Annotated in this window: 22 protein-coding genes; 14 read left to right on the forward strand and 8 right to left on the reverse strand. The window is 54.8% G+C overall.

Annotated features, from left to right (window positions below):
* Positions 1 to 146: 146 nt before the first annotated feature.
* From Q4501_RS10850 to Q4501_RS10865, 4 genes are all read left to right on the forward strand, one after another.
* Positions 147 to 1544, forward strand: coding sequence for a di-heme oxidoredictase family protein (locus Q4501_RS10850; protein ID WP_303596820.1), 1398 nt, complete (start codon positions 147 to 149; stop codon positions 1542 to 1544).
* A gap of 12 nt (positions 1545 to 1556) precedes the next feature.
* Positions 1557 to 2597 (forward strand): imelysin family protein, encoded by a 1041-nt coding sequence (locus Q4501_RS10855; protein ID WP_303596256.1) that lies wholly within the window; start codon positions 1557 to 1559, stop codon positions 2595 to 2597.
* A 9-nt stretch (positions 2598 to 2606) separates the two neighbouring features.
* Positions 2607 to 3707, forward strand: coding sequence for a DUF1513 domain-containing protein (locus tag Q4501_RS10860; RefSeq protein ID WP_303596257.1), 1101 nt, complete (start codon positions 2607 to 2609; stop codon positions 3705 to 3707).
* Positions 3708 to 3890: 183 nt separating this feature from the next.
* Positions 3891 to 5162 (forward strand): MFS transporter, encoded by a 1272-nt coding sequence (locus tag Q4501_RS10865; protein ID WP_303596821.1) that lies wholly within the window; start codon positions 3891 to 3893, stop codon positions 5160 to 5162.
* A 24-nt stretch (positions 5163 to 5186) separates the two neighbouring features.
* Here the strand turns inward: Q4501_RS10865 and Q4501_RS10870 are convergent, their stop codons facing one another.
* The 5 genes from Q4501_RS10870 to Q4501_RS10890 form a co-directional block, all read right to left on the reverse strand.
* Positions 5187 to 5558, reverse strand: a complete 372-nt coding sequence (locus Q4501_RS10870; protein ID WP_303596258.1) for a hypothetical protein — start codon at positions 5556 to 5558, stop codon at positions 5187 to 5189.
* Between the two features lie 71 nt (positions 5559 to 5629).
* Entirely contained in the window at positions 5630 to 7270 is a 1641-nt protein-coding gene (locus Q4501_RS10875; protein ID WP_303596259.1) for a methyl-accepting chemotaxis protein, read from the reverse strand.
* Positions 7271 to 7497: 227 nt separating this feature from the next.
* Positions 7498 to 9537, reverse strand: coding sequence for a PhoX family phosphatase (locus Q4501_RS10880; protein WP_303596260.1), 2040 nt, complete (start codon positions 9535 to 9537; stop codon positions 7498 to 7500).
* Positions 9538 to 9766: 229 nt separating this feature from the next.
* The gene (locus Q4501_RS10885; RefSeq protein ID WP_303596261.1) at positions 9767 to 10060 is read right to left on the reverse strand and encodes a hypothetical protein; all 294 of its coding nucleotides are present in this window, start codon (positions 10058 to 10060) and stop codon (positions 9767 to 9769) included.
* A gap of 90 nt (positions 10061 to 10150) precedes the next feature.
* Positions 10151 to 10408: a hypothetical protein gene (locus tag Q4501_RS10890; RefSeq protein ID WP_303596262.1), complete on the reverse strand. Its 258-nt coding sequence runs from the start codon at positions 10406 to 10408 to the stop codon at positions 10151 to 10153.
* A gap of 180 nt (positions 10409 to 10588) precedes the next feature.
* On the opposite strand from Q4501_RS10890, the gene Q4501_RS10895 reads away from it, so the two are divergent.
* Positions 10589 to 11884 (forward strand): alkane 1-monooxygenase, encoded by a 1296-nt coding sequence (locus Q4501_RS10895; RefSeq protein ID WP_303596263.1) that lies wholly within the window; start codon positions 10589 to 10591, stop codon positions 11882 to 11884.
* A gap of 179 nt (positions 11885 to 12063) precedes the next feature.
* Here Q4501_RS10895 and Q4501_RS10900 read toward each other — a convergent pair whose 3' ends face one another.
* Together Q4501_RS10900 and Q4501_RS10905 are read right to left on the reverse strand one after the other, a co-directional pair.
* On the reverse strand, positions 12064 to 12843 hold the full coding sequence (locus Q4501_RS10900) for a crotonase/enoyl-CoA hydratase family protein (protein ID WP_303596264.1): 780 nt from the start codon (positions 12841 to 12843) through the stop codon (positions 12064 to 12066).
* The gene (locus Q4501_RS10905; protein ID WP_303596265.1) at positions 12843 to 14645 is read right to left on the reverse strand and encodes an acyl-CoA dehydrogenase; all 1803 of its coding nucleotides are present in this window, start codon (positions 14643 to 14645) and stop codon (positions 12843 to 12845) included. The genes Q4501_RS10900 and Q4501_RS10905 overlap by 1 nt, the downstream gene beginning before the upstream one ends.
* A gap of 267 nt (positions 14646 to 14912) precedes the next feature.
* On the opposite strand from Q4501_RS10905, the gene Q4501_RS10910 reads away from it, so the two are divergent.
* The 9 genes from Q4501_RS10910 (at position 14913) to Q4501_RS10950 (ending at position 24197) form a co-directional block, all read left to right on the forward strand.
* Complete coding sequence (locus tag Q4501_RS10910) at positions 14913 to 15911, forward strand: GlxA family transcriptional regulator (protein ID WP_303596266.1); 999 nt, start codon at positions 14913 to 14915, stop codon at positions 15909 to 15911.
* 108 nt (positions 15912 to 16019) lie between these two features.
* Complete coding sequence (locus Q4501_RS10915; RefSeq protein ID WP_303596267.1) at positions 16020 to 16184, forward strand: hypothetical protein; 165 nt, start codon at positions 16020 to 16022, stop codon at positions 16182 to 16184.
* A 397-nt stretch (positions 16185 to 16581) separates the two neighbouring features.
* Complete coding sequence (locus tag Q4501_RS10920) at positions 16582 to 19383, forward strand: monovalent cation/H+ antiporter subunit A (protein ID WP_303596268.1); 2802 nt, start codon at positions 16582 to 16584, stop codon at positions 19381 to 19383.
* Entirely contained in the window at positions 19383 to 19748 is a 366-nt protein-coding gene (locus tag Q4501_RS10925; protein WP_303596269.1) for a Na+/H+ antiporter subunit C, read from the forward strand. Before Q4501_RS10920 ends, Q4501_RS10925 begins: the two co-directional genes overlap by 1 nt.
* Positions 19745 to 21283, forward strand: a complete 1539-nt coding sequence (locus Q4501_RS10930) for a monovalent cation/H+ antiporter subunit D (RefSeq protein WP_303596270.1) — start codon at positions 19745 to 19747, stop codon at positions 21281 to 21283. The genes Q4501_RS10925 and Q4501_RS10930 overlap by 4 nt, the downstream gene beginning before the upstream one ends.
* Positions 21283 to 21771 (forward strand): Na+/H+ antiporter subunit E, encoded by a 489-nt coding sequence (locus Q4501_RS10935; protein ID WP_303596271.1) that lies wholly within the window; start codon positions 21283 to 21285, stop codon positions 21769 to 21771. The genes Q4501_RS10930 and Q4501_RS10935 overlap by 1 nt, the downstream gene beginning before the upstream one ends.
* Positions 21768 to 22037 carry a K+/H+ antiporter subunit F gene (locus Q4501_RS10940; protein WP_303596272.1) on the forward strand — a complete coding sequence of 90 codons (270 nt, stop codon included), beginning with the start codon at positions 21768 to 21770 and terminating at the stop codon, positions 22035 to 22037. Before Q4501_RS10935 ends, Q4501_RS10940 begins: the two co-directional genes overlap by 4 nt.
* Positions 22038 to 22091: 54 nt before the next feature.
* Positions 22092 to 22424 (forward strand): Na+/H+ antiporter subunit G, encoded by a 333-nt coding sequence (locus Q4501_RS10945; RefSeq protein WP_303596273.1) that lies wholly within the window; start codon positions 22092 to 22094, stop codon positions 22422 to 22424.
* A 129-nt stretch (positions 22425 to 22553) separates the two neighbouring features.
* Entirely contained in the window at positions 22554 to 24197 is a 1644-nt protein-coding gene (locus tag Q4501_RS10950; protein WP_303596274.1) for a fatty acid--CoA ligase, read from the forward strand.
* Between the two features lie 122 nt (positions 24198 to 24319).
* On the opposite strand, the gene Q4501_RS10955 is transcribed toward Q4501_RS10950, so the two are convergent.
* Entirely contained in the window at positions 24320 to 24676 is a 357-nt protein-coding gene (locus Q4501_RS10955) for a translation initiation factor Sui1 (protein ID WP_303596275.1), read from the reverse strand.
* Positions 24677 to 24727 lie beyond the last annotated feature (51 nt).

Genomic DNA, 24727 nt, shown 5'->3' on the forward strand with positions numbered 1-24727 from the left:
TCAGTAGGGTATAGATATCCGGGGGCAAAACTTGCCCCCGGTCATCAAGGAACCGGAACAAGCCATGGAAAGCCTGCTTTGAGATGAGCAGATTTTCCATGGCTTCTTCAATTGTGTGGTAAGAAATAATGACCAGAAACAAATTAATGACTGCGTTGCTGCCCTTGCTGCTCGGCTTCGCGTTACCAGTTAATGCCGACACCCATGCTGGCTTTCCGTTGCAGCAGTCACCAGGCACCGGAGGAGAGGGTACTGTGGAGCAGTTTGATACCAACGCCTACTCCCTGCCCCAGAGCAACCTGTCGATGACCAAGCGCCTGGACTTCAGCGTTGGCAACAGCTTCTTCCGCAACCCATGGGTAGAAGCACCATCCAGCACCGTAGCACGGGACGGTTTGGGCCCCCTGTTCAACACCAACTCCTGCCAGGGCTGTCACATAAAAGACGGCCGCGGACACCCCCCCGGAATTGATGAACCGTCGGTATCCTTGTTTCTGCGCCTGGCTGTTCCGGCAGACCCCGAGGCTGACGCCGAAATGTTGCTTACCCATGGATTCAAACCTGCGCCTGTCTATGGCAGCCAGTTGCAAACGGCTGCCCTGCCCGGTGCGCAACCAGAGGCAGATTTGGTGTTAACATGGAAAAAATTGACCAAAACTCTGGCTGACGGCACCAAAGTGGAGCTGCGGGAGCCCGTGTACCAGATAGAGAACCCCAATTACGGTCCCTTGCCCGATGGCCTTCTGGTCTCCCCTCGTGTCGCACCACCTATGATCGGCATGGGGCTTCTGGAAACCATTCCAATTACCGATATTGAGGCCCTGGCTGACCCGGAGGACGCAGACGGAGATGGCATTTCCGGTAAACTGAATCAGGTATGGGATCTGGCAACTAACCAGACAAAACCGGGTCGGTTTGGCTGGAAAGCTGCCGAACCAGACGTACACCAACAGAGCATGGGCGCGTTTGCCGGCGATATGGGTCTGACCTCCAGCCTGAAACCCACTACGGATTGCACACCAGAACAGGAATGTGATCGCTTTCCCGACGGCGGCCAACCGGAAGTCAGCGACAAGATCGCAAACTTTGTAACCTTCTATGCCAAGAGTCTGGCTGTGCCGGCACGGCGTAATATGGAAGAGCCATCTGTGCAAAAAGGCGCACAGCTATTTAACGACACCGGGTGCGCCGGATGTCACACTCCCCGGCACACCACAGGAACAGATCCGGAACGGCCAGACTTGAGCAAGCAGACCATCTGGCCCTATTCCGACATGCTTTTACACGACATGGGCCCTGCCCTTGCCGATGGCCGTGATGAGTTTTTGGCCAATGGCAACGAGTGGCGCACACAACCTCTCTGGGGCATTGGTCTGGCCCAGACCGTCAATCCGCAAGCAGGATTCCTGCATGACGGGCGAGCGCGAACCCTGGAAGAAGCCATACTTTGGCATGGTGGTGAAGCCGCACCAGCCGTAGCACGCTTCAGCCAGTTCAGCGCCGACAACCGTCGGGCTCTGCTCGATTTCCTGAACTCACTTTAAAAGGAGCCTGTTATGAAGCGACTGACACTAACGCTTTGCCTCGCCTCAACTCTGGCCACCGCGCCGTTGATGGCTGCGAGCACCAAGAGTACCGATACGGACTATCGGACGCAGTGGCACAGCGACATTCTCACAGGCTACGAGAGCTTGTCGACACAAAGCCAAGCCCTGGCAGAACAGGCCGAGACATATTGCCAGAGCCCAACATCCGAAGGGCTTGAGAAGACCAAACAGGCCTGGCTGGAAGCGTTCCTCGCCTGGCAGCAGGTTCGATTCGTAGACTTTGGCCCTGTAGAGCATGGAAACCGCGCCTGGCAATTCCAGTTCTGGCCGGATCCCAAAAACCTGGTGGCTCGCAAAGCTTCCTACCTGCTGAAAGATAATGCTGCGATCACACCTGAGGCAATCAACGAATCCGGCGTTGCAGTTCAGGGCTTTCCCATGGCTGAGTACCTGTTGTACGACCAGACCTTCAACAGCAGCGAAAGAGCGCTGCCAGTAGACCATACCTGTGAGCTACTGGTGGCCGTAACCCGTCATATCGCTGGTAATGGTGAAACCCTGGCTCATGACTGGAATAGCTTTCAGAGCGACTACCTTGGCAATGACCAGTACACAGACACAACGATTCGTGCTGCCATGGCCGGGCTGGAAATCCTTGAAGAGCGCCGCCTGGCCACCCCTATGGGGTTGCGCGGCAACGGCAAACGCTCGGTATACAGCGCCGATGCATGGCGCAGTGGAGCCAGCCTGATTGCTGCTGACGCGAGCGTTCAAGGGCTTAAAAACCTCTTTCTTCCGGGCTTCTCTAAACTCCTCAAAGAGAAGGGGCAAGCCGACCTGGCTGAGGATATAAATCAGCAGTTTAACGAAGTTCTCGAAAACTTCCCGGAACTCGACCGCCCAATGGCTCCATTACTGGCTGACGACAATGCCTTCCGGTCCTTGCAAAGCCTCTACATTGACGTGACTCAGCTAACCGCACTGGTGAACGACAGGGCAGCCGTTGAACTAGGCGTAGTGCGCGGCTTTAATTCCAGCGATGGAGACTGAGACAAAGCCATGCCTGAACTGACCCGCAGAAGCCTGATCAAACTAGCCTTCACAGGCAGCGCCGCGCTCACACTATCCGGTTGCAACATCTTGCCCCGAAAAGCCGGCAGTGACGGCCCGCATCAGTACACAGGTGCGGTCGGCCTGGCCGACGGCAGTTTTGCTGTGAGTGCCATAAAGCCGAATGGGAAAATACTCTGGCAATCTCCTGTACGAACCCGCTGCCACAGCGGCTGTAAACGCCCGGGTACAGCGGAGGTGTTGTTTTTTGAACGACGGCCCGGCTGGGCGTTCTACGCCATCAACAGCAAAACAGGCGAACAGCTCCATCGTATTGAAGCCGCTGAAGGCGAGCATTTCGTGGGCCACGGTGTGTTTTCACCGGACGGTCGATTCCTGTACGCCCCCGCTAATCGCTACGAGCCCGGAGAAGGCATCATCGCGGTTTACGACAGTCATCAGCAATACCAGCGAGTCAATACCTTTGATCTGAAAGGTATAGGCCCACATCAAATCACACTGCACCCGGATGGCCAGACATTGGTCGTCGGGCTGGGTGGTATTCTCACCCACCCGGATTACGACCGTATCAAGCTCAATCTTGACACCATGGAGCCAGCGCTGATCTTGATGAACAGGCATTCCGGTGAGATTCTTGCCAGATTCCAGCCAACCCATCATCAACTGAGCACGCGGCACGTGGATGTGGCGCCAGATGGCACCATTTATGCCGCCTATCAATATCAGGGAGCGGCCCATGAACTGCCACCGCTGGTAGCAAGATACCGCAACGGGCGCTACGAAGAGATAGCCTTTGATGAGGCCGTTCACCGGGAACTCGGTAATTACATCGCCAGCATAGTCGCACACCCGGAAAACGATCTGGTTGCCATTGCCTCACCGATTGGAGGCACAGCGCTGATCTTTAACAGCCGCACAGGCGCGGTTATCGAGAAGGCCGCCATCGCAGACTGTGCCGGCGTTGAAGCGCTGGCAGGGGGCGACTTTCTGATATCTTCAGGCCGTGGCAAATTGGTTCGCATGGGCCAGCGCACGCCCGCCAAAGAAATTGCCAGCTTGCCGGTTCAGTGGGACCATCATCTGGTGTAAAGGAAACGCTGATCTGCATTCCGGGGTTCAGGGGTGCCGGCCCGGCTGGTATCCTTGGCTACCCATTTCCCGGAGGACTGCGGCTTGTCCCAGCAACAGACACCCTTACAGAACAACACTTCGTCACCAGAGCGCGCCCAAACAACCGGCGCACTCGATCGATCGGTTGACCGGCTATACGGCCTGATTGCAAACGAGGAAGATGCCCGAGTCTGCAAAGACATTCCGGCGGAAGCCTGCCAAGTTGTGCCGCGCAACTTTTTTCTGATTCTGGCCGCCAACGTACTGACCAAGCTGGGCGATCTCCTGATTAGCCCCAAAACAGTACTGGCGTGGCTGATGAGTGCCATTGGAGCACCGGCACTGGTGGCCTGGCTTGTCCCCATCCGGGAGTCCGGCTCCATGGTACCCCAGATGATGATTGCAGCCTGGGTTCGCCGCAAACCTGTGCGTAAATGGTTCTGGACCCTTGGCAGTTTTGGTCAGGCGATCAGTGTTACAGCCATGGCGGCGTGCGTCTGGTTTCTTGAAGGCTATATGGCAGGTGGCGGCATCATAGCCGCGCTGGTGGCATTCTCCCTGTCACGGGGCTTCTGCTCTGTCGCCATGAAAGACGTTCAGGGAAAGTGCGTTCCGAAAACCCGGCGAGGCAGGCTTTCAGGCCTTGCGGCCACCATCGGCGGCACTGCGACCGTTATATTAACGGTTTTGCTGTTCCGGGATCAGGGCGATCCGACCCTCGCATTTTACAGCTTGCTACTCTTGCTTGCTGCCGCCCTCTGGATCATTGCAGGTTTTTTGTTTGCTGGTGTGGATGAGTATGAAGGCGAAACCGGCGGCGGTGGCAACGCCCTCAAAGAAGCAATCCATAGCCTGTCACTTTTGCGCGATGATGTGCCTTTTCGCAACTTCGTTATTACCCGGGCGCTTCTGCTGTGCTCAGCCCTGGCATCTCCTTATTTCGTGGTGTTGGCCCAGAAAGAATCAGAAACGGGCTTGATGCTTGGAGTATTTCTTCTGGCAAGCAGTCTCGCCAGTTCAGTGTCCGCAAGCTTCTGGGGCTGGATGGCTGATTCATCAAGCCGTCGGGTGATGATTCGCGGTGCCGCTATGGCCAGTGCTGTATGCCTTGGTGTCGGGCTGACAGCCATGCTTGCAGGTACAGGGGTAGGCAACGGCTGGTTTTACCCACTCGCCTTCTTCGTGCTCAGCATTGCCCATGCAGGCGTGAGACTGGGTCGAAAAACCTATCTGGTAGATATGGCAGGAGGCAATAAACGTACAGATTACACGGCCGTCAGCAACACTGTTATCGGCTTTTTGCTGCTCGCGACCGGTGGACTAACGGCCCTGCTCTCACTGATATCAAACTCTGCCGTGATTGTCGTGCTCGGATTGATGGGGTTGGCTGGAACCTTCAGTGCCATTCAGTTAAAGGAGGTAACTGACGACTGATTCCCCAGTCGTCAGACAGCCACTTCAGACAGGTGCCTTGCCATCATTCAACGCCAGGGCACCTTTCACGATGCGATAAATAACCCATATCGAAATCCCCAGCAGTATGAGCCACCCGATAATCAGGAAGGTGGTCACAACCCCGATAACTGTCCACAACAACCCTATCCAGAAAGTGCGGATCTGCCACCGAAAATGAGGTTCCACCCAGGTGCCGCGAACATCGTCCTGTTTTACGTAATTGATGATCACGCCAACCAGCCCGGTGATGCCTCCCAGGAAAAAAGACAGGCCTTGAAGAATATAGACCACAACCGCCAGGTTACGAGCGGGGTCGGAGCGACGGGACAGCTCATCCGCCTGTGCGTTGGCAGGAATGAATTCCGAATCAGCCAAGTCGTATCTCCTTTTTCTGCATGAGCCACCAGTTTAACACAGGCTCTGACGGCGCTTTCAGGCTTCGGTAGTCAGTGTTTATCCGGACGATACCCAAGCCGGAACCCGCCCCAGTGTCGGCCATTTACATAGATCGGCACAGAGAGGTCGTGCATGATTTCACCTGTGTCGCGGCGATAGGTTTGCAACAACATCTTCTCTTTGTGGTTACCACAGCGAATAGCCGTGCGATCATTAAACAGGCGTTTGCTTCTGCTGCGCATGAGATCAACTTCTGGCTCGCCAGTGGGCGGGTGGGCGAATTCACGGTTATGAGTGGGTATATAACCATCCGGTGACTGCGCAGCGGCATACACCAGAGAGGGATGTGAATCTTTTACCCGCTCCTGAACAGCAGGTAAATTGTTGTCAGTAAACGAATCAAAGCTGCTTGTATATTTGGGCGGCTGAGTACCCTGGATTGGCGTTCTGGTTTTGTCAAACAGTTTACTTTCAGCCAGCTTGCCATCGCGGATCGCCTTTTCAAGTAACTGGCCGATCTGCACAGCTCCATCACGCGCCTGATCGTAGAAGAACCTGTGGTAACTGGAACCACTGTTCAATGCAAACGCCGCGTTGGCAACTTCCGCAAGCTCCATCAGTGTACTCGCTTGCTCTGCAAGCGACGTAACGCTGTTATCGCTCTCAGAGATCTGATCCCTGACAGTTTCGATAGCTGAGAATACGTGGGTGAGGCTAACCTCGTTAGCCTGATCTATCTCGGCAATGCGCGCCACCTGCTGCTGCACCCGGTCTGACTGATCACGGATCTGATCGAGCCGTTCGCCGACAGTCTCCACAGAAGCAAGCCCCTCCTCGACACTGCGTGCAAGGTCTTCAATACGGGTGACGATCAATGCAGTATCGGAACGAATCTCGTGCAAAGTCTCCGCGACCTCACCCGTAGCTTGAGCGGTGCGACCAGCCAGTTGCCTGACTTCATCCGCAACCACCGCAAAACCGCGACCCTGGTCTCCAGCCCGGGCGGCTTCAATCGCCGCGTTGAGTGCCAGCAGGTTAGTCTGCTCTGCAATACTCTGGATGGTGGTGGTCACACCCTGAATCTTGTTGGACTTCTCGTTCAGCTCCTGGATCAGGCGCAGGTTTTCACCGGATTGCCCATGCACCACCCGTATGCTGTCAATTGCGGTTGTCAGCGCCTCGCGCCCTTCAGTACTGGCATTTCGGTTCTGCAAGGCCATTGCAGCGGCATCGGTAGCTTGCTGAGAGGATTCCCTAACGGTTTCAGTGATCTGGCCGGCGTAATCTGCCATCTGAGCAGTTTCCTGCACCTGAAGATCCAGACGCAGCTTGAGTTGGTCAGCGGCATAAGATACCTGAGCTGCGGAGATTGCATTCCTGTCGGCGCTTCCGGAGAGGGTTTCTGTCAGGGAGCGCCCGGCCTTGGCATCGGATAACAGTTGTTGGCATTGCGACTGGAGCGGATGACCCTCGGCCAGGGAGCCATCATTCAAAGCCTTGAGACCGCGCTCCGCAGGCTCCAACACCCGAACGATCATAAATCCGCTTGCGGTCACCAGGCCGACCACAAGCCCGATCAGGATTGACGCAGGCTCTAATCCTAGCACCATCGCCACCACTGTACAGGCGACAGCAACAATGGCGGCAACTGCCGCCCCCCATAAAATTGAAGTTCGGTCCAGTAACGCCATAAAAACCTCTGCTTTATCGTTGCTTCCGCAATCATTTTGTTATTCAAGGCCACGATGAACTAGAGAAGTCTAAAGAATGAGTATGAATTAATAACCCATACTTTAGGTTAGTTGTTTTGCTTATCGGCAGAGGAAGGTGTTTCTGAAACAAAAAAACCGCAAACCCGACTCACACAATGACCATGTGAGCCGGGTTTACGGTTTTCAGGCAACCTGAAAGCGGAGAATCAGGCTCCCACTACACCATTGTCGTCACGAGTGACAATCACGGTGGCGTCACGAGGGCGATCCTCACTGGCAGTCGGCCAGTTGCCACGTGGATGCTGGATATTCACGAACATGGTTTTGCTGTCCGGAGTGGTTACAACACCGGTTACTTCGCAACCAGACGGGCCCACGAAGAATCGACGGATCTCGCGCGTCTCCGGATGTGCTGCCAGCATCATCTGGTTACCAAAGGTGTCGTTGCTGTAGCCGTCAGTCTGGATCCAGAGCACACCATTGTAATCAAACCAAAGACCGTCCGGGCTGTTGAAGATGTTGTCGTCTGTAAGGGAAACGACCACTTCACCATCGGCAACGGTTTCCATGCCCTGTTCACCGGCAAACACGAAAATATCCCACTCAAAAGTGGTTGCCGTGTGATCGTTACCCGCTTCCGCCCAACGAATAATGTGTCCGTTGCGGTTCTCTACAATCGGGTTCGCAGCGTCAGTTTCCTCGTCAGTCCGCTGGCTGTTATTCGTGAGGGTGAAATACACCTCGCCAGAGTTGGGATCGACAGCGCCCCATTCCGGGCGATCCATCGGAGTCGCGCCGGCAATATCAGCGGCAAGACGAGTATTGACGGATATGTCAGCCTGGCTCTCAAAGCCATCAAACAGAATTCCACTGCGTCCCACTTCTGTACCTTCGGCAGCGGCCACTTTGGCGGCGAAGTCAGCGTCATCCAGTGACAGAGGCAACCATTCGCCAGAACCATCGTCATTGAACCTGGCAACATACAGGGTACCCTCGTCCAACAGCGATCCATTCGCCGTGGCAGCACTATAGGGCTGGGCAGTGACAAACTTGTAGATGTATTCGAATCGGGAATCATCGCCGGAATAGCAGACAACCGGCTGGCCTTCCGTAACAGGCGCAAAGATCACACCTTCGTGGCCAAAACGGCCAAGAGCAGTGCGTTTCTGAGGTTTGCTCTCTGGTGCAAACGGGTCAATCTCGACCATGTAACCGAAGGTGTTGGCCTCGTTCCGGTAGTCAGTCTCGGCTGAGCCTCCGTCGTTTGGAGTCACGTTGAAACGCTTATACTGGTCCAGACCGCTATCCGCCAGCTCCCAATCATAACGTGAACTGCTTCCTACACCGTGGCGAACGTATTCACGGGGACGCTCTGCTGCACTGGTGGCGAAATATCCGTGCCAGTTTTCTTCAGCAGTCAGATAAGTGCCCCAAGGTGTTGGTCCCATGGCGCAATTGTTCAGCGTACCGCGGGTTTCAGTGGCGTTCAGGCTGTACGGTGTTACCAGTTTGCTGTATCCGCGAGCGGGCCCCCGTATATCCATGGCCGTGCCGCCGGTAATACGCCGGTTGTAAGCGCTGCCGAAAACGACGTCCCACTTGCCGTTGCTGTCTTGCTTGATGTGCACGACAGAAACGCCGTGAGCCGCAATTTCCTTGCGAACCTCATCCGCGGGGCGAACGCCACCGTTATCTGCTGAACGAGTCGGACCATTGGCGTGCAAGGCGCCCTGGTTGATGTACTCATGGTTCATCACCAGAAGACCTTCGGTAGAAGAGTTCCCACCACTCTTCTGATCGATCGGGTAGAAATGCAAGCCATCATGATGCATACCTACCTGCTGTTCTTGCTCAGCGCCGGTATTGGTGCCGTCGGCACGGTATTCGGGGTAGGAGCCTGTAATCGGAGTTCCCCAGGGAAGGAAAGTCTCGGAGCTGTAGCCCTCAGGAACAACTACACTGTTTTCGCTGGAAACCGGAACCGCCTTGAAGCCCAGCTCGGGTGTCTGTGAGCTATTGCCTGAAGTTGACCCAGAGCTATCGCTGTCACTATCGCTATCACTTCCACAACCAGCAAGACTAACGCCCATAAGGCTAGCCAGCGCAGCACCCACGCTACCTTTCATAACAGTGCGTCGCTGCATGCGAGCCGCAAGAATTTCATTGAAAGGGGTATTGCCAGAGTGGTTAACTACCGGCTCGTAGTTGGGGTCCAGATAATTTGAATCAAGGTCGTGCTTAGCCATTTTTTATCTCTCTCTCGATGCGAATCAAACGGGTAAAACCGAAAGGGCAGTGTCGGAGAGAAGCATGACAATGTGGAGACAACTAAAAGACAGGGTTATTAAGGCTTTATGACAGCGCAAAGTTCACTCTGCTCTATACGGAGATAGTACCCGCGAAGAGCTAAAAACAAAAAAGGCGGCCTGAAAATTCATGGCCGCCCTCATACTCAAGGAAAGAGACTATATAACCTTATTGGGTTATTTCGTCATAACCTTCTTCCATAGCGTCGCCTGCGTCGTCTGCGGCGTCACCGATTTCTTCACCAGCGTTTTCGGCACCTTCTTCCATTTCGCCCATTACGCCTTCATCCTGACCAGTGGCCTCCTCGTAAGTCTCTTCAACCGAGTTGCCAGCATCGTCCACCATTTCTTCAGCGTTGTCAGCGGCCTGATCAAAATCAGCTCCCTCATTATCCTCGGAGCTGCAAGCAGCAAGACCCAAAGTCAAAAACATAAGAAGCGCGCTGAGAGTAAATTTATTCATAACATGTCCCTCTGTCGGTAAACGTTTGTAACCCTGCACAGGGTACGGCCATGTCCTGCACCATACAATTACCTGCCGGTTACCCTTTGTTTAATCAACCGAGCCAGAGATCTGGCCACCGTCAAGCATGAGGACCCGCTCGAATGGCAACATGGTACCTCGACCAAGAAGAATAAAATCCTGCCCTGCACGGCTGAAAATATCCCGCACGACATCATGAACAGCGCAGACCTGCCCTGCGCTATCACGGTATACAATTTCAACAAGCCGCGCATGAGACACGTATTCCTGAAGCCTGTTTAAAACCTCCCCAGGCGCGGCAGAAGGCAAAGCGCTGGAAGCTGTCATAACCGTCCATCCCTGTTTTTATCTTTTTTGTGCTGAAAGTCTGGTCCAGATTTGCGGACTCCGCCAATTAATTGCTTTTTGTCATTTCGAGCCAACCTCCAAAGCCGTCACTTATAATTGTTGTATTGTCAGATTGTCCGACATAAATTTGAAGTGCACGCACAACAATGGAGAGACGCCGTGAACGCCAAAACCCGTGACCGTCTGGACCCGCAAACCAAAACAGATGCGGTCGATAGCCTTGCAACGCCTACCCGTCGCATCGAAAAGTGGAAAGATCCAAAACGCTACCTCTGGCTGTTGGGGCCGGCCTTACCCGGCATTGGTCTGGCAGCTCTGACAGGTTATGCAGTGGCACCAAAAAAACTCAAAGCCCTCGCCTGGACGGGCCCAACGCTGGTGCACGGTATTATCCCGGCTCTGGATCGGGCCATTGGTGAGGACAAGAGCAATCCGCCGGAATCTGCGGTTGGCCCACTGGAGCAAGACAAGTATTACAGCCGCATAGTAAAGGCATTTATACCCACCCAGTATGCAATGACAGCCCTGGGAGCATGGCTGGCTAGTCGCAAGAACACGCCGGTCGAGGACAAGATCGGTTTGACGCTGACGGTTGGCGCCATCAATGGCGTTGGTATCAACACGGCCCATGAACTGGGGCACAAATCCAACAAGTTCAACAAACTGATGGCTATGGCCGCCCTGGCACCAACGGGCTACGCCCACTTTGTTGTCGAGCATAATTTTGGCCACCACAAACGGGTAGCGACCCCGGAAGATCCGGCGAGCAGTCGCATGGGTGAGAGCTTCTGGAAATTTTTACCCCGCACCGTGTTCGGTGGCATGAAATCCTCCGTGAAGATCGAGCGGGCTCGTCTGGCACGGAAGGGAAAAAGCTTCTGGAGCCTCGAAAACGAGCTGTTGCAAGGCTGGGCGATGAGTGCGGGCTTTTTCGGGGCGACAACGCTGGTTTGCGGGCCACGGGCTCTGCCTTTTCTCGCGGCGCAAGCGGTTTATGGCGCCAGCTTGCTGGAGAGCGTGAACTACATTGAGCACTACGGACTACTACGACAGAAAGACGCTAACGGCAAGTATGTGCGAACACAGCCGGAGCACAGCTGGAACAGTAATCATATCGTGACGAATTTGTTCCTGTATCAGCTACAGCGCCATTCCGATCACCACGCCCACCCGCAGCGCAGTTATCAGGCTTTACGTCACTTCGAGAAGGCGCCCCAGCTGCCTGGCGGCTACGCCTCCATGTTAGCGCCTGCTTATGTGCCGCAGTGGTGGTACGAGACTATGGATAAGCGGGTGATTGATCATTACGAAGGCGATCTGAGCAAGATCAACTGGGATCCGGACCGCAAGGCGGAGCTGATGGCGAAGTATGCGGATTACGCGGCTGAAGTGGCTGCCAAGGCTGAGGCTCGCCGGGAGAAAGAGGCTGGTACCGCTTCGGAGAAGGCCGCTTAGTAATAACCATCAAAACTCTTGAGCCTATAGCCTTCAGATTCAGGTGCAGGCCGCCGGTGGGCCAAGGTTCTCAGGACACGCTGTAAATACATCCCTGTACGCTTGACCGCAGCATCCATGCTGCCGACAGCGCTGAGAACCTTGGCCCACCGGCAGCTTGGAGCTTGGTAGGGGCTGCCCTATTTTCCTTTGAAAACTGCACTTCTCCGCTCGAGAAAAGACTGAATACCTTCCTTTACATCCTCGCTAGCCATCACGGGTTGCAGATCCGGGAACAAGCGCTGTTTAGCTGCTTCCTGGCCCTCGCTTACTGCGATTTTGGAGGACTTCAAACTACCCCGCACACCCAGGGGTGCGGCACTTGCGATCTTCTCAGCGATTTCCAGTGCTGCGTTGAATTGCTCACCCGGCTCAACGAGTTCCTGTATCAGGCCCCATTTATATGCCTGGTCAGCAGTCCATTCGTCACCGGTCAGCAGATAACGCTGGGCATTGCCCCACCCGATTTCCCGTTGCAGCCGGATGGTCGCACCACCGCAGGCGAAGATGCCGCGTTTTACTTCCAGTTGCGCGAAGCGAGTGCCTTTGGCCGCTACGCGGATGTCTGTATTCAACATCATTTCGACACCGCAGGTAAAACAAATGCCTTGAGCGGCAAAGACTACCGGTTTGTTGAGGCCGTCTCCGGTTATATGAAACGGATCCAACTCGCCTTCACCCGGTTCTATACCTTTACCCCTGGCGAACACGTCTGCCCAGTCGTCCAGCTGCAAACCGCTGGTGAAGTGGTCGCCCTCCGCGTACATCAGGCCCACTCTTAAATCGTCATCGTGTTCCAGCTGGTAATAAGCCGCAGCGATTTCATGATACATGGCCCGATTCATGGCGTTCATTTTTTCCGGGCGGTTTAATCCAATGAGCAGGATGTGGCCGTTCTTTTTAACATTAACCAAGCCCATCAGAACCACTCCGTCTTCATGTTCAGACAGGTGTCATCCATATTCCGCAACAACACCAAATCCTGCGCCACTGTCGGCAGCTCCCAGTGGAAGAAATACTGAGCCGCCTGCAGCTTGCCCTGATAGAAATTACGTTCCTCGTCACTGTTAGCGGACGCCAGTGCTTGAGCTGCCGCATTGGCTTGGCGCAGCCACATCCAGGCAACAATGATGTGTCCGAACAGGTGCAAATAGCAGGACGCGTTGGCGAGGGTTTTATCCACTTCACCGCTCATCAGGGATTTACCCAGGTTCTGGGTCACTTTCACGGCCTGCTGCAAAGTCTCGCTGAGGGACAGGGCCCATTGCTGGCAACGGTCGGTAGTTGCAGCTTCCAGATCCACCTGCATTTCCTTCATCAGCAGCTGTAAGCCATGGCTTTGGTCCTGCCAGATTTTGCGGCCCAGAAGGTCCAGACCCTGAATACCAGTGGTGCCTTCATGGATCGGGTTCAGGCGATTGTCACGCCAGCACTGCTCCACCGGGTACTCTCGGGTGTAACCGGCGCCGCCGTATACCTGAATAGCCAGATCGTTGGCTTTCGGGCCATGTTCAGAAGGCCAGGTTTTGATAACCGGCGTAAGCAGATCGAGTAATTTTCCAGCTTCCGCGCGTTTCTGTTCGTCCGGGTGGGTGTGCTGGTCGTCCATCAGGCGAGCACCGTATAGGCAAAGAGCCAAGCCACCTTCACTGTAAGCCTTCTGCGCCAGTAGCATCCGACGTACGTCTGCGTGGTCGATGATGGGTACCTGGGGGCTTTCCGGGTTCTTTTCGGAGGCCTTGCGACCCTGCAACCGGTCTTTGGCGTATTCCAGGCTGTGCATGTAACCGCGATAGCCGATCACCGCGGCCCCAAAACCGACACCAACACGGGCTTCGTTCATCATCTGGAACATGTACTTCAGGCCCTGGTGCGGCTCTCCCACCAGATATCCGTGGCAGGGTGCATCGTCGCCAAAGCTGAGTGCCGTTGAGGTAGTGCCGCGATAACCGAGCTTGTGGATGAGGCCTGCGAGACTGACTCCGTTGCGGTCCGTCGGATTGCCTTCGCTATCTACGCGGAACTTGGGAACGACGAACAGGGAGATACCCTTTACACCAGCCGGAGCGCCTTTGATTTTGGCCAGCACCATGTGAACAATGTTTTCAGTGATGCTCTGTTCACCACCGGAGATATAAATTTTCGCGCCTTTGATCAGGTAATGGCCATCATCCGTTGGCGTGGCGGAAGTACGAATATCTGCCAGCGATGAGCCAGCATGGGGCTCGGTAAGCGCCATGGTTCCGGAATAACGGCCGCTGAGCATGTTAGGAAGAAAGCGGGTTTTCTGTGATTCGTCACCGAAAACCCGAATAAGGTTGGCGGCCGCTGTGGTTAAAAACGGATAGCCAGCCGTGCCCGGATTGGCTGCGGTAAAGAAGCCGTTGCAAGCAGCCATAACCGATTCCGGTAACTGCATACCCCCCAGCTCGTAGTCATAACGCCCTGCGATAAAGCCGGCTTCCGCGTAGGCATCAAAAGCTTCTTTCACTTCCGGCAGCATTTCGACCTGGCCGTTAACGAATTTGGGCTCGTCTTTATCCGCCGCGCTGTTATGGCTGGCAAACTTTTCCCGGGCCATTTTGTCTGCGGTTTCAATAACAGCGTCGAAAGTATCACGATTATGCTCGTTAAAGCGGTCACGGCTGAGCAGGCTTTCGGTATCAAGCACTTCGTAGAGCTGAAACGCCAGATCGCGGCGGTCTATCAGGGTATCGGTCATCTATGCAGCTTCCTGGTGATTGGCTGGAGCCATCTTTTGGTTACCTACAGGCTCTCATAACAGGGTTTTCGTGGGAACCGGCGTTTATGACATAATTATGGTTATATTCGCCACTTTGCCAACTGATGCCAGGGCGATGCGGGTGCCACTACCCAGGGCTGTCGGCAGCATGGATGCTGCCGTCAAGCCTACAGGTATGTATTCACAGCGTGTCCTGGGCAGTGGCACCCGCATCGCCCAACTCCAGAGCTACAGCCCGGAGGCTTCATGCAAAAAGTTTCAATCATTGGGTTTGACGGCGCTTTGGCCAGCGCCATCACCGGTGTGATCGATTTGTTTCGTTTGGCCGGCGTGACCTGGGCGCGGATTCATGGTGAGCAACCAGTGCCGCACTTTACTACTCGACTGCTAACACGCAACGGCGATCCCTGCCGGTGCATTAATGGCATCACCCTGCTGTCAGACGGCAGTTGGGACGAGCTGGATACGGACAATGCTGATCTGGTCATCGTGCCGACTATCGGTGCGCCGATTGATCAGGTGCTTTCTTCCAATAACGACCTGATTGCCTGGCTTGGCCAATTCAACAATCAGAACAATAGCTCTGCAGGACAGGTTCGTGTGGCCAGTAACTGCACCGGCGCCTTCCTTCTGGCAGAGGCGGGATTGCTCAATGGCAAGGAGGCTACAACCCACTGGGGCTTCAGCAACGGTTTTCGCCAGCGGTACCCACTGGTAAACCTGCACCCGGACAAGCTGGTAACCGTAGACGGGGATATTGCCTGTGCCGGAGGCGGCATGGCGTGGTGGGATCTGGGGATACATCTGATCGAACGCCATGCAGACGCTCAGGTTGCCAGGGAGTTGGCGAAGGCGTTTGTTATCGACGCAGGACGTAACAGTCAGGCACCCTACAGCGCACTTCAGAGCAAGCGGTATCATTCAGACCCGATAATCCTGGACCTCCAGGACTGGCTAGAGACGCACTATAGCGAAACCATTACCCTGGCTTTTCTGGCCACTTTGAGCGGCCTGACATCGCGCTCGCTAATGCGACGATTCAAGCTTGCCACCGGGGACACGCCAACCGGGTATCTTCAGGCCATTCGAATAGAAGCAGCACGTGCCCATCTGGAAAACTCTCGCGTGCCAGTAGAGGAGGTCACCCGCCTGGTGGGTTACGAGGATGTCAGTTCGTTCAGCCGTCTATTTCGCAAGCACACAGGGCTCTCTCCCGGGGCTTATCGTTCACGGTTTGGACGTTGATGGGAGCAGACATCATTTGGCCCGGGTTATGCATCGGATCGACTTAACGGCCTCTGGCCGGATGTTTCTGTAAACAATACTGACAGGTGTCATATGGGAGAAAACGCCATGAACGCACCCGTTCAAAAAACTCAGGTTGAAGTTCTTAACCGGCTGTACACCATGAAACTTGAGCAGATCGAAGCGGCCAGCAGACAAGGCAATAGTTTGCGCAGCCAAGTGCTGGAGGCCGAAGCCGAGGCCATTTTTAATGCTCTCAAATCAGCCCGGTGATACTCCAACAACCGTGAGGCGTTGGCAGAAAGCGGCCGAATAGTGCCGCTCCACGTCACTTTTAAATGCAATTTCTGCACTTGATCCATCACAAGTTGACTTGACCTGCGAGCCCGGGCACGTATCATCGGTTTCCAGGTTTTACTAACGGAGCAACCATGACCGCCAGGTCCGTCGGCTGCATGCAGATCAATCGCCCCCCAATTACCGCTGACATCGCGCGGCATCGCGGGCGTTTACCGTACTTCCCAGACCCACCAGCACTCTGCTGACCCTAGCCCAGGCACCCATCACGACGGTCTAGAAGAGACGTGTGCAGGGTGGCCAACCGGAGACTAGACTCAGGTTCAAACGCTATCTCCATTCATAAGAACAGAAAACCGCTAACGAGGTTGCGATGTCGCTACCGCTGGTTGTACTACTGCCATTTTTGGGGGCCATAGCCGCCCCCCTGTTTGCCCAGGGCGGGCGAACCGCTATTGCGATAGCATCATCCGTTCCTGCACTGATCGCACTGGCAGCGCTGTTTCCCCACTGGTCCGTTCTTTCCGCAGGTGGCACGGTATTGCACAGCTACGAGTGGCTTCCTGTGCTTGGGCTATCGTTCAGTTTTCGACTCGACGGCTTGGCGCTCCTTTTTGCGCTGTTGATACTGGTCATCGGCCTGCTGATCATTATCTATTCCCACTACTACCTTAAAGCCAGTGAGAATGTAGCCAAGTTTTACTCCCTGCTCCTTTGTTTCAAGGGCTCGATGCTGGGCATAGTGCTCTCCGGCAACCTGTTGCTGATGCTTATTTTCTGGGAATTAACCAGCCTGACTTCGTTCCTGCTGATCAGTTTCTGGACGCACAAACAGGATGCGCGGCGCGGTGCACGAATGGCTCTGGCAGTTACTGGCGGCGGTGGGTTGGCTCTGCTGGCCGGCATTCTTCTGATCGGCAACATTGTTGGCAGCTTCGAACTTGATGATGTGCTTGCCGCCGGCGATCTGATCAAGGCCCACGCTTTGTACCCGGTTGCACTGACACTCATTTTGCTCGGTGCCTTTACCAAGTCGGCTCAGTTCCCGTTTCACTTCTGGCTGCCGCACGCCATGCAGGCGCCGACACCAATTTCTGCCTACCTGCACTCTGCCACCATGGTCAAAGCGGGGATATTTCTCATGGCTCGCCTTTATCCGGCGTTGGCGGGAACTGAGCAATGGTTTTACATGGTCAGCTTCACCGGCATGGCCACGCTGCTTCTTGGCGCCTATATCGCCATGTTCAAGCATGACCTGAAAGGTCTGCTCGCTTATTCAACCGTAAGCCACCTGGGCCTGATCACCCTGCTACTAGGCATGGGAACTCAGTTGGCCGCCGTCGCTGCAATATTCCACGTTATCAACCATGCCACTTTCAAGGCCTCTCTGTTCATGGCCGCCGGCATCATTGATCACGAAACCGGTACCCGCGATATGCGCCGGATTAACGGCCTTTGGCGTTACATGCCCCACACTGCCACTCTGGCGATGGTTGCTGCCTCATCCATGGCTGGCGTTCCTTTGCTGAACGGATTCCTCAGCAAGGAAATGTTTTTTGCCGAGTCCCTGGAACTTAACCTGCCCGGCCTCTGGGCCTGGCTACCTCCGATTATTGCGACCCTGGCAGGCATCTTCGCCGTTGCCTACTCGGCTCGCTTCGTTCACGACGTTTTCTTTAACGGCAAGCCTGTCGACCTGCCTAAATTCCCGCCCCATGAACCTCCCAGGTATATGAAATTTCCGGTGGAGATCCTGGTATTCGCGTGCATCATGGTGGGCGTATTCCCTACCATCGCCGTCGGCCCACTGCTTTTCGCGGCAGCGTCTGCAACCCTTGGCGGTGATGTTCCTGACTATCAGTTGGCGGTAATCCATGGCTTTAACCTGCCGCTGCTGATGAGTTTTATGGCTTTCTTCGGTGGTCTTCTGATGTACAGCCAACGTCAGCGCTTTTTCGATTTCCATGCCCGGTTCCGGGAGATTGACGAGAAAGCGGTGTTTGAGGCCGTGGTCTCAAAATTCGTACTTCTGGCAAACCGCTGTACCAGCTGGCTTGAAAATGGCTCCCTCCAGCGCTACGCCATGCTTCTTATTGTGAGCGTCATCGCTGTTACTGTGATGCCTCTGGCTGACATCGGCTTTGATATCGGCGAGAACGGGCTTAGCGCCGTTGACGGGGCCACGGCACTCGCCGCGGTCATACTCATACTCTCTGCACTGGCAACGGCCACCTGGCACAGAGAACGCTTTTACGCGCTGGTACTGCTGAGCGTTGTAGGCCTGATAGTGGCGCTCACATTTGCACGATTCTCCGCGCCGGATTTGGCCATGACACAGTTGTCGGTGGAAGTTGTGACCATCGTTCTGCTGATGCTGGCACTTTTCTATATGCCTTCCTGGACACCGCTGGAGAGCTCAAAAGCCCAGCGCACGCGCGACATTCTCATAGCCCTTGCCGCGGGCGCCGGGATGACACTGATCACACTGGCCATTCTCACCCAGCCGTTCAGCTCCATTTCCGACTTCTTCCTGGAAAACAGCAAGCCCGGCGGCGGCGGAACCAATGTGGTTAACGTAATCCTGGTCGACTTCCGTGGTTTCGATACCTTGGGCGAAATAACGGTACTCGCCATAGCAGCGCTGGGCATATACGCCATGCTTAAAGACACTGCCCTGACTCCTCCCCCGGGAGACGGCTTGGGCCATGCGTGGACGCGGGATCATTACCCGCTAATGCTGAGACAGATTGCCCGGCCCATGCTACCGCTGGCGCTGATGGTGTCTGCCTATATTTTCCTGCGCGGGCATAACCTGCCCGGCGGCGGTTTTATCGCCGGCCTGATCACCTCTGTAGCGCTGATTCTTCAGTATATTGCCAGCGGCATGATCTGGACCCAGGATCGCATTCGGTTCCGGTACCATAATGTTATTGGTCTCGGCCTTCTGTTTGCGACCATTGCCGGTTCCGGCAGCCTGGCCTTCGGCTACCCCTTCCTGACGACCACATTTGGCTATATTACCTGGCCCATTGTTGGCAAATTCGAAGTTGCGTCGGCTCTGGTGTTTGACCTGGGTGTATATATGGCGGTGATCGGCGCCACGCTGCTGGCACTTGTGAGCATTGGCCGGTTATCACCTCACTCCGCCATCAAGAGTAAAAAGGAGGGCGTGTAATGGAACTGTTATTTGCACTGGTTATCGGTGCCTTGACTGCATCCGGCGTATATCTTCTGCTGCGCGCCCGCACTTTTCCCGTTGTTATGGGTCTGACTTTGCTGTCTTACGGCGTCAACCTCTTCCTGTTCGCCACCGGGCGCCTCGCAACCGGTGAGCAGCCGGTCATCGGAACTGCCTCAGGCTATTCAGACCCGTTGCCACAGGCTCTGGTGCTCACAGCTATCGTTATTGGCTTTGCGATGACGGCATTTCTGGTTGTTCTGGCTCTGCGTAATCTGGCAGACAATGAAAACGACCATGTGGATGGACAACACGAAACACCTTCCGAGCAAACACAGGACCAGGAGGTAACCAGCAAATGACCCACTGGCTTATTGCTCCGATTCTGATACCGCTGCTCGGCGGCATTCTTCAGGTTTTCATGGGATATGCTCCTATCAGCCTGCGCCGAACCCTGGCCATCGCCACCACTGTGCTTATGCTGGTTTCCGCTGTGGTGTTGCTAATGCTCGCCAATGATGACAGCTACCGCATCTATGCGTTCGGCAACTGGCAACCACCCTTCGGCATTGTGTTGGTTCTTGACCGGCTAGCCGCACTGATGCTGGTTTTGACAGCTATTCTCGGATTGTTCTGTCACATCTATGCCTGCGGGGGTGCCGATGAGGGGAACCGGCAGTTCCATACCCTGTTTCTGTTCCAGTTGATGGGCCTGAACATTGCGTTTCTGACCGGCGACCTGTTCAACCTGTTCGTTGCCTTTGAAGTTCTGCTGATCGCCTCCTACGGTCTGCTCATGCACGGTGGAGGCAGTACACGAACCGTCCCCGGGCTTCACTACGTCGTTCTCAACCTGACGGGTTCAGCGCTGTTTCTGATCGGTGTCGGCATGATCTACAGCGCTACAGGAACACTGAACATGGCAGATCTGGCGGTGAAAATCCCACAGGTATCTGGCAGTAACGTGAACCTTGTAAAGGCTGGTGGCATGATGCTTCTGGTGGTGTTCTGCCTGAAAGCGGCGCTTCTTCCGCTATGTTTCTGGCTGCCCAAAGCCTACGCGAAAGCAACTGCACCGGTTGCAGCACTTTTTGCCGTTATGACCAAGGTGGGCATCTATGCAATTGTCAGAATTTACCCACTCATCTTCGGAGAGGGCGCAGGAGAGTTAGCATACCTGGGCATGGACTGGCTATTCCCTCTGGCCCTGGTAACTCTGGGCATGGGAGTTATCGGGGCCCTTGGAGCAGACAACCTGAAAACTCTGGTCGCCTGGCAGGTTATTATTTCCGTTGGGACACTACTTGCACCTATCGCACTCGGCTCTGAGGCTGGCTTGTCGGCAGCGCTGTTTTATCTGATTAGTACAACATGGACGGTCGCGGCTCTGTTCCTGGTTTCCGAGTTGGTCGCAAGCCAACGAGGCCAGGCCGGAGACAGTATCGTCACTGCACCAAAAATGCGCCACAGGACGTTCCTGAGCGTGCTGTTTCTTATCGGTGCTGTGGCCGCCGCCGGCCTGCCTCCCCTGAGCGGCTTTTTCGGCAAACTGCTTATTCTCCAGTCGGTTGAGCCTGGAGCCGAAATGGCCTGGCTATGGGGTGTACTACTCGTTGGCAGCTTTCTCACCCTGATAGCCTACAGCCGTGCAGGAAGCATTGTCTTCTGGTGGAACGTAGATGGCCAAATTGAAAAACCGGAACCAATGAGTAACAGAGCATCCATTTCCACCGGGATGCTTACCTGCCTTACTATGGCGATCGTTGTGCTAGCAGGACCGGTGAGTGACTACACCCGTGCCACCGCCGAGCAGTTGTACGACAATCGAGGCTACATCAATATTCTTCAGACGCCCATGCATGTCCCACAGAGCCCATTAGTTGGGGAGGCAAACTGATGTTTGATCGCCTGAGTTTTCCTCAACCCTGGCTTAGCCTGGTTCTGTTCACGACTTGGCAGATACTCAGTGATGGTGTATCCGGTGGCAGTGCCGTTCTCGGGTTCATTCTGGCCTGGCTGATCCCCCAGATGACCCACGGTTTCTGGCCAGAGCGCCCGGCCTTTGTAAAAACCTGGCGCATGCCCTGGTATATCCTGCGGGTACTGAATGACATCATAGCCGCCAGCTTTTCGGTGGCGTGGCTAATACTCAGCCCCCGCAAGCCGCAACCGGCTTTCATCAGCTACCCCCTGAAGCTTGAACACCCGCTCGCCATATCGATTCTGGCGAGCACCATCTCACTCACTCCCGGAACTGTGAGTGCCGATGTCAGCGATGACAACAAGACCCTGTTAATCCACGCATTGGACTCCTCAAGCGATGAGGAGATTATTGACGCTATATTCAACCGCTACGAAAAACCGCTGATGGAGATGTTCCAATGATTACAGTTGCACTGTATCTCACCATCGCCATGGTGACCTTGGCGGCTCTGCTCAACGTATATCGCCTGATCCGGGGGCCGGATGAACCAGACCGGGTTCTGGCGATAGATACACTCTATATCAACGCCATCGCTCTCATCATCTTGCTTGGTATCACTCTGAACACACGCATGTATCTTGAGTCCGGTCTGTTGATCGCAGTCATGGGGTTTGTAAGCACTGTGGCCATGGCCAAGTATCTGAAACGAGGTAGTGTCATTGAATAACTACCTCACCCAACTAACCAGCCCCCATCAGCCCTTTCGCAGAGGAGAGAACTCATGAGCCCGTTTGCGGAATACGCTATCTCCGCCCTGTTACTTTTTGGGGGAGCATTTACACTTGTAGGCGCCATCGGCCTGGCCCGGCTGCCAGACTTTTATACCCGACTGCATGGGCCTACCAAGGCAACCACCGTCGGGGTGGGAGCCATCATGCTCAGCTCGGTTATCTACTTCAGTGCCATCGGCGAAGGCATAGGTATTTCTGAAGTCCTCATCACGGTATTCCTGCTGATGACCGCACCGGTGAGTGCCAACATGCTGGCCAAAGCGGCCATGCATATTGGCGTGGAAACAGTGAAAGACACCAAAGGCAAACCCTGGGAGCAGTAGGTGGCATCACCTTACTGTTCTTGCAAGTGTTAGTAACGGCGTGCCCCAAGCTTTCGATTTCGCTCGTTTTATGTCAGATTTCGTCAACCTCTCAGACAAAACCAACAATCGTTATAGAGGATTCCAGACATGGTACAAACACGAATTTTACCTGCAGCTGAAAATGCCCATCAATACCCACTCCTGATCAAACAGCTACTGCGCTCGGGGCCGAGGTATTCTCCGGATCAAGAGATCGTTTACGCCAACCGGAGCAAGTACACATACACAGATCTGGTAGAACGCATTCATCGCCTTGCCAATGCGCTCACCGATGCCGGCGTTAAACCGGGCGATACAGTTGCGGTTATGGATTGGGATACGCCCCGCTATCTTGAATGTTTTTTCGCGATTCCCATGATGGGAGCTGTTCTGCACACGGTAAACGTGCGCCTGTCACCGGAGCAGATCGTCTACACCATGAATCATGCGGAAGACGACGTGGTGCTGGTACATGACGATTTCATACCTATCCTGGAGGGCGTTCAGGACGAAATTAAAACAGTCAAAACCTACATCCAGCTTACCGACGAAAAAACCGCCAAGGATACAAAGCTCGAAACCAGCGGCGAATACGAAGAGCTGCTCGCGAGCGCATCGGCAGAATTCGATTTCCCGGATTTCGACGAAAACAGCGTCGCAACCACCTTCTACACCACAGGCACTACCGGCAATCCAAAAGGTGTTTTCTTCAGCCACCGCCAGCTGGTACTGCACACTCTGGCCATGACCGGCTCGCTTTCCGCCTACGATGAAGTGCCACTGTTGCGTTCGTCTTCGGTGTATATGCCGGTAACGCCCATGTTCCACGTTCACGCCTGGGGTGTTCCTTACGCCGCCACCATGATGGGCATAAAACAGGTGTACCCTGGCCGCTACGAGCCGGAGTTGCTGGTTGATCTCATCAAGGAACACAACGTCTCCTTCTCGCACTGTGTTCCGACCGTCATGCAGATGATGATGGGCACAGAGTCCATAAAAACAGCGGATCTCAGCAACTGGCAGGTATTGATTGGCGGCAGCGCACTGACCAAGGGTCTGTGTGATGCGGGCGCGAAACTTGGCATCCGCATGTACACAGGCTACGGTATGTCCGAAACCTGTCCTTTGCTCAGCGCAACCCATCTCAAGCAAGAAGATCTGGAGCTACCGCTCGAGCAGCAAACCGCTAAGCGGATCAAAACCGGCATCGCAGTCCCCATGGTGGAACTGGAAATTGTTGACCCATCCGGTAAACCTGTCGCTCACGACGGTGAAGCCAAAGGCGAAGTTGTTGCCCGGGCCCCCTGGCTTACTCAAAGCTACTTCAAAGAACCGAAAAAAGGCGAGGAACTCTGGGAAGGTGGCTGGTTGCATACGGGTGACGTTGCCTCCATGGAGCCTGACAACACGCTGACGATCAAGGATCGCATCAAGGATGTCATCAAGACCGGTGGTGAATGGCTGTCATCCCTGGACCTGGAAAATCTGATCAGCCAGCATTCCGCGGTAGCAGGTGCTGCTGTAGTGGGCATTCCGGATGAGAAATGGGGCGAGCGGCCCTATGCCCTGGTCACCCTCAGACCTGGCGAGCAGGCCAATCTGGAAGATATACAGCGCCACCTGCAAGAATATGTCGATAGAGGCGAGATCAATAAATGGGCGATACCGACACAGATCGATTTTGTTGAAGACATTCCGAAAACAAGTGTCGGCAAGATCAATAAAAAACTGATTCGTGACCAGCTTCAGTAAATAGACCTGATACTAAAATGGCCCGCGAGGCTTTCCTGCGGGCCATTTCAGGTTTTCGTGCACAATTCTAGTTAAAGAATTTTCCCACCAAATGCTGCGTAAGAGCTCCAACAACATCAGCTTCAGCCACCTGAACGCTTAACAACCCAGCCCTTTTGCTCGAGAAGGGGCACGAGCAGATCACGTTGATCACCCTGTATCTCCACCACACCGCCCTTAACCGTGCCGCCGGTGCCGCATTTGGCTTTAAGCACTTTTGCGTAGGCTTTGAGTTCTTTCTCATCCATGGGGATGCCGGTAATCAGGGTTACACCTTTCCCCTTCCGCCCTTTAGTCTCACGGCTTACACGCACAATACCATCACCTTCCGGGCGCATTGCCTGGCCGCAGGTACAACTGGCAACCGGATTACGGCACTCAGGGCACATCCGCCCCTGCTCGGTTGAAAACACTAAGCCGCCTGTGGATCGCTTCGCCATTAATCCTCCATATGCAGGGCCGTTGGGACTATGCCATCGAAACGGCCCAGG

The organism is Marinobacter sp. 2_MG-2023, assembly GCF_030546935.1.
GTDB lineage: Bacteria > Pseudomonadota > Gammaproteobacteria > Pseudomonadales > Oleiphilaceae > Marinobacter.

What these genes read in the sequence shown, in the direction of transcription:
- Q4501_RS10940 (WP_303596272.1), top strand. Translation starts at nt 21,768, where the DNA reads ATGATTACAGTTGCACTGTATCTCACCATCGCCATGGTGACCTTGGCG.
- Q4501_RS10910 (WP_303596266.1), top strand. Translation starts at nt 14,913, where the DNA reads ATGCAAAAAGTTTCAATCATTGGGTTTGACGGCGCTTTGGCCAGCGCC.
- Q4501_RS10915 (WP_303596267.1), top strand. Translation starts at nt 16,020, where the DNA reads ATGAACGCACCCGTTCAAAAAACTCAGGTTGAAGTTCTTAACCGGCTG.
- Q4501_RS10900 (WP_303596264.1), bottom strand. Translation starts at nt 12,843, where the DNA reads ATGGGCTTGGTTAATGTTAAAAAGAACGGCCACATCCTGCTCATTGGA.
- Q4501_RS10930 (WP_303596270.1), top strand. Translation starts at nt 19,745, where the DNA reads ATGACCCACTGGCTTATTGCTCCGATTCTGATACCGCTGCTCGGCGGC.
- Q4501_RS10945 (WP_303596273.1), top strand. Translation starts at nt 22,092, where the DNA reads ATGAGCCCGTTTGCGGAATACGCTATCTCCGCCCTGTTACTTTTTGGG.
- Q4501_RS10905 (WP_303596265.1), bottom strand. Translation starts at nt 14,645, where the DNA reads ATGACCGATACCCTGATAGACCGCCGCGATCTGGCGTTTCAGCTCTAC.
- Q4501_RS10925 (WP_303596269.1), top strand. Translation starts at nt 19,383, where the DNA reads ATGGAACTGTTATTTGCACTGGTTATCGGTGCCTTGACTGCATCCGGC.
- Q4501_RS10950 (WP_303596274.1), top strand. Translation starts at nt 22,554, where the DNA reads ATGGTACAAACACGAATTTTACCTGCAGCTGAAAATGCCCATCAATAC.
- Q4501_RS10860 (WP_303596257.1), top strand. Translation starts at nt 2,607, where the DNA reads ATGCCTGAACTGACCCGCAGAAGCCTGATCAAACTAGCCTTCACAGGC.
- Q4501_RS10885 (WP_303596261.1), bottom strand. Translation starts at nt 10,060, where the DNA reads ATGAATAAATTTACTCTCAGCGCGCTTCTTATGTTTTTGACTTTGGGT.
- Q4501_RS10850 (WP_303596820.1), top strand. Translation starts at nt 147, where the DNA reads ATGACTGCGTTGCTGCCCTTGCTGCTCGGCTTCGCGTTACCAGTTAAT.
- Q4501_RS10880 (WP_303596260.1), bottom strand. Translation starts at nt 9,537, where the DNA reads ATGGCTAAGCACGACCTTGATTCAAATTATCTGGACCCCAACTACGAG.
- Q4501_RS10955 (WP_303596275.1), bottom strand. Translation starts at nt 24,676, where the DNA reads ATGGCGAAGCGATCCACAGGCGGCTTAGTGTTTTCAACCGAGCAGGGG.
- Q4501_RS10855 (WP_303596256.1), top strand. Translation starts at nt 1,557, where the DNA reads ATGAAGCGACTGACACTAACGCTTTGCCTCGCCTCAACTCTGGCCACC.
- Q4501_RS10935 (WP_303596271.1), top strand. Translation starts at nt 21,283, where the DNA reads ATGTTTGATCGCCTGAGTTTTCCTCAACCCTGGCTTAGCCTGGTTCTG.
- Q4501_RS10875 (WP_303596259.1), bottom strand. Translation starts at nt 7,270, where the DNA reads ATGGCGTTACTGGACCGAACTTCAATTTTATGGGGGGCGGCAGTTGCC.
- Q4501_RS10920 (WP_303596268.1), top strand. Translation starts at nt 16,582, where the DNA reads ATGTCGCTACCGCTGGTTGTACTACTGCCATTTTTGGGGGCCATAGCC.
- Q4501_RS10890 (WP_303596262.1), bottom strand. Translation starts at nt 10,408, where the DNA reads ATGACAGCTTCCAGCGCTTTGCCTTCTGCCGCGCCTGGGGAGGTTTTA.